The sequence below is a fragment of the Streptomyces pseudogriseolus genome (assembly GCA_002154585.1).
GTDB classification, from domain to species: domain Bacteria; phylum Actinomycetota; class Actinomycetes; order Streptomycetales; family Streptomycetaceae; genus Streptomyces; species Streptomyces pseudogriseolus.
In genome coordinates this window covers 544-6,308 of sequence record MUNG01000220.1, presented here as the reverse complement: position 1 = coordinate 6,308, position 5,765 = coordinate 544, and the positions used below count along the sequence as shown (strand labels likewise).

General features: G+C 73.1%; 6 protein-coding genes. 3 read left to right on the top strand and 3 right to left on the bottom strand.

Annotated elements, in window-relative coordinates; translation table 11 throughout:
• Positions 1–1,256: SWIM zinc finger family protein (locus tag CCN29_RS20380; protein WP_442538425.1), on the top strand; the 1,256-nt coding region annotated here is incomplete at its 5' end.
• Positions 1,257–1,275: 19 nt separating this feature from the next.
• Here the strand turns inward: CCN29_RS20380 and CCN29_RS20375 are convergent.
• The 3 genes from CCN29_RS20375 to CCN29_RS20365 form a co-directional block, all read right to left on the bottom strand.
• Positions 1,276–1,644 (bottom strand): ArsR/SmtB family transcription factor, encoded by a 369-nt coding sequence (locus CCN29_RS20375; RefSeq protein ID WP_006135444.1) that lies wholly within the window; start codon positions 1,642–1,644, stop codon positions 1,276–1,278.
• Between the two features lie 203 nt (positions 1,645–1,847).
• The gene (locus CCN29_RS20370; protein ID WP_006135442.1) at positions 1,848–2,222 is read right to left on the bottom strand and encodes a roadblock/LC7 domain-containing protein; all 375 of its coding nucleotides are present in this window, start codon (positions 2,220–2,222) and stop codon (positions 1,848–1,850) included.
• 264 nt (positions 2,223–2,486) lie between these two features.
• Positions 2,487–3,554 carry a hypothetical protein gene (locus CCN29_RS20365; protein ID WP_006135441.1) on the bottom strand — a complete coding sequence of 356 codons (1,068 nt, stop codon included), beginning with the start codon at positions 3,552–3,554 and terminating at the stop codon, positions 2,487–2,489.
• A gap of 388 nt (positions 3,555–3,942) precedes the next feature.
• Between CCN29_RS20365 and CCN29_RS20360 the strand changes: the two genes are divergently transcribed.
• Complete coding sequence (locus tag CCN29_RS20360) at positions 3,943–4,743, top strand: MerR family transcriptional regulator (protein WP_031023108.1); 801 nt, start codon at positions 3,943–3,945, stop codon at positions 4,741–4,743.
• Positions 4,740–5,765: glycosyltransferase (locus CCN29_RS20355; RefSeq protein ID WP_107481717.1), on the top strand; the 1,026-nt coding region annotated here is incomplete at its 3' end. The genes CCN29_RS20360 and CCN29_RS20355, both read left to right, overlap by 4 nt.

Here is a 5,765-nt window from a genome sequence, read left to right as displayed (position 1 = left end):
AGAGACAGGACCACCGCCGTACCTTCCCGCCGTTCCCGCCCCGCCCCTCCGGGGACGACGGGCCGTTCGCCGAAACCTGGTGGGGGAGGGCGTGGGTCACCGCGCTGGAGGACGGCGCGCTGGACCCCGCGCGCCTCGCCCGCGGACGCGGCTACGCCGAGCAGGGCCACGTGGACGCCATCACCGTCACCCCGGGACTGGTCCTGGCGTACGTGCAGGGCAGCCGCCCCCGGCCCTACCGGGTGCAAGTGCGCCTGCGGACGTTCGACGACGCCGACTGGCACCGGTTCCTGGACGCCGCCGCCGACCGCCCCGGTCATATCGCGGCCCTGCTGGACAAGGAGATGCCGCAGTCCCTCGCCGACTGCGGAGTCCCGCTGCTGCCCGGCCCGGGCGACCTCGCCCCGCGGTGCAGCTGCCCCGACTCGGGCCACCCGTGCAAGCACGCGGCGGCCCTCTGCTACCAGACGGCCCGGCTGCTGGACGCCGACCCGTTCGTGCTGCTTCTGCTGCGCGGGCGCGGCGAGCATGAGGTGATCGACGCGCTGTCCCGGCTCAGCGCGGCCCGCGCCGCACGGGCCGCCCAGGGGCGGGAGCCGGAGCCGCTGCCCGGCATACGCGCCACCGACGCCGTGTCCCGGCGCGGTCCTGAACTCCCGCCGCTGCCCGCGCCGTTGCCGCCTCCGTCGCACCCGGAGCAGCCACCGGTCTACCCGGCGTCCCCGGGCGGCCCGGACCCGTTCGCGCTGGACCAGCTGGCCACCGACGCGGCGGCCCGCGCGCACGCCCTGCTCACCACGGGCCGCGACCCGGTCGGCACGCTGTCCCTGTGGCACGACGCGGTGCGCCTGGCCGCCGCGCGCCCCGGCTCGGGGCTGACCGCGGGCACCCGCGCGCTGTACGCGTCCCTCGCGCGGGCGGCCGCCCGTACCCCCGGCGACCTGGCGCGCGCGGTCGCCGCGTGGCGGCAGGGCGGCCCGACCGGGCTGGCCGTGCTGGAGGAGCCGTGGGACCCGCCGGCCGGCCGCTTCGACCGGGCCCGCCCGCTGCTGCTCGCGGCGGACTTTCCCGCCTTCCGCCCGTGGCGCAACCGCCTCACGCACCCCCGTGGCCATGTCCAGCTCCGCCTCGGCCGCGACCACCTCTGGTACGCGTACGAGTCGGAGCCGGGCCAGGACGACTGGTGGCCGCGCGGCACGCCCGACCCGGACCCGGTCGGCGCGCTCACCGGCCTGGACACGCTCGGCGACGCCTGACGGGACCGGCAGCGTCCTCCTACTCCTCCCCGCTCCCGGAGGCCGACGACGGCACCGGCACGTCCACCTGCCGCAACTCCGCGAGGAGTTCGCTCTGCCCGGCCAGCAGCTCCGTGAGGATCCGCCGGGCGGCGCGGAGGAGTTCGGCGACGTCGCCGCCGGCGAGGGCGTAGGTCACGGTGGAGCCCTCCCGTACCGAGACGACGATGCCGGACCGGCGCAGCACCGCCAACTGCTGGGAGAGGCTCGACGGTTCGATGTCGATGTCGGCGAGCAGGTCCCGCACCGGCACCGGCCCGTGCTGGAGCAGCTCCAGCACCCGGATGCGCACCGGGTGCCCCAGCATCCGGAAGAACTCGGCCTTGGCCTGGTAGAGGGGGACCTGCATGGGTGCGCGCTCCCTGCCGCGTCGGGAATGTTCTCCAGGAAACGGCGGCGCCCTCAGCGGGCGCCGCCGCGCGATGTGCCGTCCTGCGCCGCCGATCCTTCTGGCTCGGCGCGACGCGCGCCCACGGCTTGGGACCATGTTCAAGTGGCGACTTGAAGAAGTCTTCACATCATGGGCGCGCGTCGGCCGGGCCTCGGGGCGGCTCACACTTCCAGCTGTTCCTCGACCCGCTTGAGCTGGTGGCGGGCCATCGCCAGGTTCGAACGGGACTTGTCCAGCACGAGGTACAGGAACAGACCGTTGCCGCTGCGGCCGGTGACCAGGCGGATCAGGTGGTACTGGGACTCCAGGGTGATGAGGATGTCCTCGATCTGCCCGGTGAGGCCCAGCAGTTCCATGGTGCGCACCTTGGCGCGGATCACGTCGGTGTTGCCGGCCGCCGCGACGGTCAGATCCAGGTCCTTCCCACCACCCATCGTGCCCAGCGCCATGCCGCTCGAGTAGTCGACGACGGCCGCCCCCAGGGCCCCTTCGACGCTGGTCATGATGTCCTTCAGCGACACTTCCACACTTGCCACGCGCGTCTCCCTCTCCAGTCGTTACGCGATCGCGGCGGCCACAAGGGGCAGCCCTTCGCCCTGGCCGCGCTGGAACGGTAGGCAGGCCGGACGTGTCGAAGTGCGGGGGTTTTCGTGGATGACCTGTGATGATCGAAAACATGCACCGACGAACACCTGTCTGACCATCGTCAGTTCGAAATCACGCCGAACGGGTTCGTCCGTCGGCACGCGGCAATCAGCGGCGTCGAAGGCCGCCGGGACGGCGGTCCGAGGCCGTTCCGGTCAGCGCCGCCGCTTCCGCGGCGGGGACTGCCGATGGACGTGGACGCTTCCCAGGAGAGGCTGCCGCGGCACGGGCGCCGGGGCGGGCGCAGCCGAGGGTGGGAAGGAAACGAGCTCCCCGGGCCCGCGCTCCGGCAGATCGCCGATCCAGTCCCACAGCGGCCGCATCTCCGCGCGAATGAGCCGGCGCACCGTCCACGCATGACGCATCCACGGCACGCTGACCACGAACGGAAGCAGTGTCGGCCGCCAGTCCCGGTCGAAGACGACGAACGCCCTGACCGGCGGAACGTACTGCCGTTTCCCGCCCGACGGCCACGGGCAGGCCGGCAGATCGGGAAACGGCGCCCAGGTGCTGCCGCCCTCCCGACGTCTCCTCGCGTCGTACAGCTCGGCCACTTCGCGACGGAAGGTGTCGTACTCGCCGGCGTCGCAGGTGACCATGAGCACCAGCCGCTCCGGTGCGACGGTGCGCAGGGCCTCGGTGAACTCCCATTCCGTTCCCGGCCCGGGGGCGACGGACATGAGCACGATGTGAGCGCCTTGCAGAAGCGCGCTCACGGGTCTCTGCCAGCCGTCGAGCGGCAGATACCCCCGCCGCGCACCGAGCGGCGGCAGCCTCTCCCCGGGCTGCCCCACGGCCACGACGTCCCCCAGGGAGGAGAACTGACGGAGAAGGAAGTCCTCCGCCGTATGACCAGGCATTTCGAACGGTGAGCTCCACCCGCGGCCAGGAGCCTCCGGAGGCGGCTCGGACATCCTCCCGTCGAGGGCGAAGGGCCGCAGATAGAGCACGTACCGCTGACCTCGCAGATGCTCGAAGGACTCGACGACGGGAGTGCGGTGCTGCTTGCCCCGCAGCACAAGCCTCTGCCCGGCCGCGAAGAGGAGCCACCCGGTCAACGGGGCGACCAGGGCCAGCAGGACGCGCAGCGCCCAGTGGATGCGGGCCACGTCCGGATCCGGTTCGAGGAACAAGCTGCGGAGGACGGGGGTGGTGCAGCACGCTGCGAGGACGAAGCCCGTGCCGAGCACGATGCGGCCCACGAAAACCAACGACGCACCCATGAGGGGCCTCTGCCGCGGAGCCCACGACGCCGTGGCGGACGTTGCCGGCCATGCTCCCTGCTCCATGTCCCTCCGAAACCCGCGCCCGCACCCCGCCAACGCGTCACGCCGCCCCGCGCGTTGGCGGACCTCACCATACTCGCGGCACCGAGGCTTCGTCGCGCACGGTGACCGTACGGGCGCGGAGCGAGTCGAGAAGCGTAGACGGCGATCACCCCTCCTGCCCCCACGAGCACCCTCGCCGCACCACAGGTCGCACTCCAGCACCGCCGCTGATACGGTCTATTTGAACGTGTTCAAAATGTAGGGGCGACCGGTCGCGAGTGAGCGACTTGACCCTCACCCCACGTCAGGCTTGACGCTGTGTGCCGAACGAAAGGGCAGGTGGATGAGCTATTCCGTGGGGCAGGTGGCGGCCTTCGCCGGGGTGACCGTGCGGACGCTGCATCACTACGACAAGGCGGGACTGCTCTCGCCCAGTGAGCGCAGCCCCGCCGGGTACCGGCTCTACGGCGAGGCCGACCTGGTCCGTCTCCAGCAGATCCTCTTCTACCGCGAACTCGGCTTCCCGCTCGACGAGATCGCCGCGATCCTCAAGGATCCGCAGGCGAATCCCGTGGAGCGGCTCCGGGACCGGCAGCGGCAGCTGAACGAGGAGATCGCCCGGCTGCAACGGCTGGCCGAGGTGGCGGAACGGGCCATCGAGGTGCAGAAGACCGGGGTGCCCCTGACGCCGGAAGAGCGCTTCGAGGTCTTCGGCGAGGTCGCCTTCGACCTGAGCTACGCCACCGAGGCGGAGCTGAAGTGGGCGCACTCGGCAGGGCAGCGCGAGGCGATGGCGCGCGCGGACGCCCACACCAAGGAGGACTGGCGGCGGCTCATGGGCGAGGCCGCAGCCTGGCGCGCGGAGCTGCTCGCGGCCTTCGACGAGGGGGAGCCGAGCGACGGGGGACGGGCCATGGACCTCGCCGAGGAACACCGTCTGCACATCGCACGCTGGTTCACCTCCTGCCCGCCCGACATGCACCGGCGCATCGCGGACGACTTCGTCGCCGACCCGCGCGCCTTCGCCCTGGTCGTGCCTCCCTCGCGGCAACGCCCGGGCTTGGCCGCCTACTTGCGCAACGCGGTCCACGCCAACGCGGCCCGCCACGCCGGTGACGGCACCGACCGTGAGGAGAACCGATGAGGATCATGATCGCCGCAGCCGGATCGCGCGGCGACGTCGCGCCCTACACCGGCCTGGGCGCCGCACTGCGCCGGGCCGGCCACGACGTCGCCCTCGCCGCCACCGACTCCTTCGCACCCCTCGCCCACGCGGCGGGGCTGGAGTTCCGCGGTCTGCCCGCGGACACGCGGGCGCGCGGCGACGTCACGGACAAACGGGGCCTGATGCGGGCCGCTTCGGTCTTCGTCACCGAGCTGGGAGAGGGCTTCGCCGACGCCGTGGACAAAGGCACGGACCTGCTCCTGCTGTCGACCACCACGGCCCCGCTGGGCTGGCACGTCGTCGAGGCCACGGGAACACCGAGCCTCGGCGTGTACCTCCAGCCCACCGCGCCGACCGGCGACTTCCCGCCCGTCGTGACCGGCTCCCGCTCGCTCGGCCGGCTCGCCAACCGGGCAGCCGGGCGCTTCGCGCTGCGGATGGCCGACCGTGTCTACACGCAAGCGGCCGCACAGCTGCGCCGCCGCCTCGCACTCCCGCCGGCCTCCCCCTCCGAGGTGCGCCGCCGCCAGGAACAGGCCAACTGGCCCGTCCTGCACGGCTTCAGCACGGCTCTGGTGCCGCGCCCCACCGACTGGCGCCCCGGACTGGACGTCGTCGGCACCTGGTGGCCCCATCACGACCCGGCCGAGCGTCTGCCCGCCGAGCTCGAGGACTTCCTGTCCGCCGGCCCCCGGCCCGTCCTCGTCGGCTTCGGCAGCATGGCGTCCGGCGACGGGGAACGGCTGAGCGAGATCGCGGTGGGAGCCCTGCGCCGCGCCGGACTGCGCGGGATCCTCCAGGCCGGCAGCGCCCGCCTGGCCGTCGACGCGGACGACGTGCTCACGATCGGGGACGTGCCGCACGCGCTGCTGTGCCCACGGCTGGCCGCGGTGGTCCACCACGGCGGGGCCGGCACCTCGGCCGCCGCGCTGCGCGCCGGGGTGCCGGCGGTCACCGTCCCGGTCACCGCCGACCAGCCGTTCTGGGCGAGCCGGCTCGCC